The sequence below is a fragment of the Aequorivita sediminis genome, assembly GCF_032080575.2.
Lineage (GTDB): Bacteria > Bacteroidota > Bacteroidia > Flavobacteriales > Flavobacteriaceae > Aequorivita > Aequorivita sediminis.
In genome coordinates this window covers 1-3,180 of record NZ_JAVLSO020000017.1, presented here as the reverse complement: position 1 = coordinate 3,180, position 3,180 = coordinate 1, and the positions used below count along the sequence as shown (strand labels likewise).

Here is a 3,180-nt window from a genome sequence, read left to right as displayed (position 1 = left end):
AAAAAAAAACCTTCATCAAGTAAATGATGAAGGTTTTAAAGGAAGGCGGCGACCTACTCTCCCACAGGATTGCAGTACCATCGGCGCAAACGGGCTTAACTTCTCTGTTCGGAATGGTAAGAGGTGAGCCCCGTCGCTATAACCACCTTAGTTTTAAGTTAAATAAAAGTTCTTATTTTCTACTTAACTCCTAGCCATGGGCTAGAAAATATCGTGACATATTGTAATGTAAACAATAGGAAAAAAGTGAATTTACTATTATAAAGAGTTGCGTTCCCCGCATAAAGCGGGGAAAGCGATGTACATAAGCTTATGGGCTATTAGTATCACTCGGCTGAGACATTACTGCCTTTACACCTATGACCTATCAACGTGGTAGTCTCCCACGGCCCTTTAAAGAAATCTCATCTTGTGGTGGGTTTCGCGCTTATATGCTTTCAGCGCTTATCCCTTCCCGACGTAGCTACCCAGCGGTGCTCCTGGCGGAACAACTGGTACACCAGCGGTCAGTCCAACTCGGTCCTCTCGTACTAGAGTCAGATCCACTCAAATTTCTTACGCCCACTGTAGATAGAGACCGAACTGTCTCACGACGTTCTGAACCCAGCTCGCGTGCCACTTTAATGGGCGAACAGCCCAACCCTTGGGACCTTCTCCAGCCCCAGGATGTGACGAGCCGACATCGAGGTGCCAAACCCCCCCGTCGATGTGAGCTCTTGGGGGAGATCAGCCTGTTATCCCCGGCGTACCTTTTATCCTTTGAGCGATGGCCCTTCCATGCGGAACCACCGGATCACTATGCTCTACTTTCGTACCTGATCGACTTGTAGGTCTCTCAGTCAAGCTCCCTTATGCCATTGCACTCTACACACGATTGCCAACCGTATTGAGGGAACCTTTAGAAGCCTCCGTTACTCTTTTGGAGGCGACCACCCCAGTCAAACTACCCACCAAGCACTGTCCCTTCCAAAGAAGGTTAGACTCTAGACAAGCAAAGGGTGGTATTTCAACAATGACTCCACGACGCCTGGCGACGCCACTTCAAAGTCTCCCACCTATCCTACACATTGCTTATCCAAAACCAATACTAAGCTATAGTAAAGGTGCACGGGGTCTTTTCGTCCCACAGCGGGTAACCGGCATCTTCACCGATACTACAATTTCACCGAGCTCATGGCTGAGACAGTGTCCAGATCGTTGCACCATTCGTGCAGGTCGGAACTTACCCGACAAGGAATTTCGCTACCTTAGGACCGTTATAGTTACGGCCGCCGTTTACTGGGGCTTCAATTCAATGCTTCGCAAACGCTAACATCTCCTCTTAACCTTCCAGCACCGGGCAGGTGTCAAGCCTTATACATCATCTTTCGATTTAGCAAAGCTCTGTGTTTTTGATAAACAGTCGCCTGGACTCTTTCACTGCGGCCCCCCCGGAGGGGGGCGACGCTTCTCCCGAAGTTACGCGTCTATTTTGCCTAGTTCCTTAGCCATGAATCTCTCGAGCTCCTTAGAATTCTCATCCCAACCACCTGTGTCGGTTTGGGGTACGGGCTGCTTCACTCGCTTTTCTTGGAAGTCGATCCTCAGGATTATCACCTTGGCCGAAGCCTCAGTGTACTATCGCCGTGTTACCACTGGCTTCAACGTGCTATTCCGTCAGCACGCACCTAATTTTCGCCTCCGTCACTTTTAACGTGAGCAGGTACAGGAATATTAACCTGTTGTCCATCCACTACCCCTTTCGGGTTCGCGTTAGGCCCCGACTAACCCTCAGCTGATTAGCATAGCTGAGGAAACCTTGGTCTTTCGGAGTGCGGGTTTCTCGCCCGCATTATCGTTACTTATGCCTACATTTTCTTTTCTGTACGCTCCAGCATACCTCGCAGTACACCTTCAACGCAAACAGAATGCTCCCCTACCTCCCGACGTAAAGTCGGGACCATAGCTTCGGTAGTATGTTTATGCCCGATTATTATCCATGCCGGATCGCTCGACTAGTGAGCTGTTACGCACTCTTTAAATGAATGGCTGCTTCCAAGCCAACATCCTAGCTGTCTGTGCAATCCAACCGCGTTTTTTCAACTTAACATACATTTGGGGACCTTAGCTGATGGTCTGGGTTCTTTCCCTCTCGGACATGGACCTTAGCACCCATGCCCTCACTGCTGATGAACATTTTATAGCATTCGGAGTTTGTCAGGAATTGGTAGGCGGTGAAGCCCCCGCATCCAATCAGTAGCTCTACCTCTATAAAACTATAAATCAACGCTGCACCTAAATGCATTTCGGGGAGTACGAGCTATTTCCGAGTTTGATTGGCCTTTCACCCCTACCCTCAGGTCATCCCAAGACTTTTCAACGTCAACGGGTTCGGTCCTCCATTTAGTGTTACCTAAACTTCAACCTGCCCAAGGGTAGATCACACGGTTTCGCGTCTACTACTACCAACTAAATCGCCCTATTCAGACTCGCTTTCGCTGCGGCTCCAATTCTTAGAATTTTAACCTCGCTGGCAACAGTAACTCGTAGGCTCATTATGCAAAAGGCACGCCGTCACCAATAAATTGGCTCCGACCGCTTGTAAGCGTATGGTTTCAGGTTCTATTTCACTCCGTTATTCACGGTTCTTTTCACCTTTCCCTCACGGTACTAGTTCACTATCGGTCTCTCAGGAGTATTTAGCCTTGGCGGATGGTCCCGCCAGATTCATACAGGGTTTCACGTGCCCCGCACTACTCAGGATACCACTATCGGTAACTGTCTTTACTAATACCGGGCTATCACCGTCTATGGCCACGCTTTCCAACGTGTTCTTATTCATAAAGCACCAAATCTCGTGGTCCTACAACCCCAATATTGCCGTAACAATATTGGTTTGGGCTAATCCGAGTTCGCTCGCCGCTACTATCGGAATCACTATTGTTTTCTCTTCCTCCGGGTACTTAGATGTTTCAGTTCCCCGGGTTTGCCTCCTTGCGGATACCATATCTTCAATATGGTGGGTTGCCCCATTCGGATACCTGCGGATCAACTTGTATGTGCCAATCCCCGCAGCTTTTCGCAGCTTATCACGTCCTTCATCGCCTCTGAGAGCCTAGGCATTCCCCATACGCTCTTATTTTGCTTATTGTACTTTTTTGCTCTTTAATGAGTTTATTCATTGCTTAATAATTGATCAAT

General features: G+C 48.6%; 2 rRNA genes. Both read right to left on the bottom strand.

Annotated elements, in window-relative coordinates:
* Positions 1 to 40: 40 nt before the first annotated feature.
* Positions 41 to 150: ribosomal RNA gene (rrf, locus tag RT250_RS13365) — 5S ribosomal RNA — on the bottom strand.
* A gap of 150 nt (positions 151 to 300) precedes the next feature.
* A 23S ribosomal RNA gene (locus RT250_RS13360) occupies positions 301 to 3,130 on the bottom strand.
* Positions 3,131 to 3,180 lie beyond the last annotated feature (50 nt).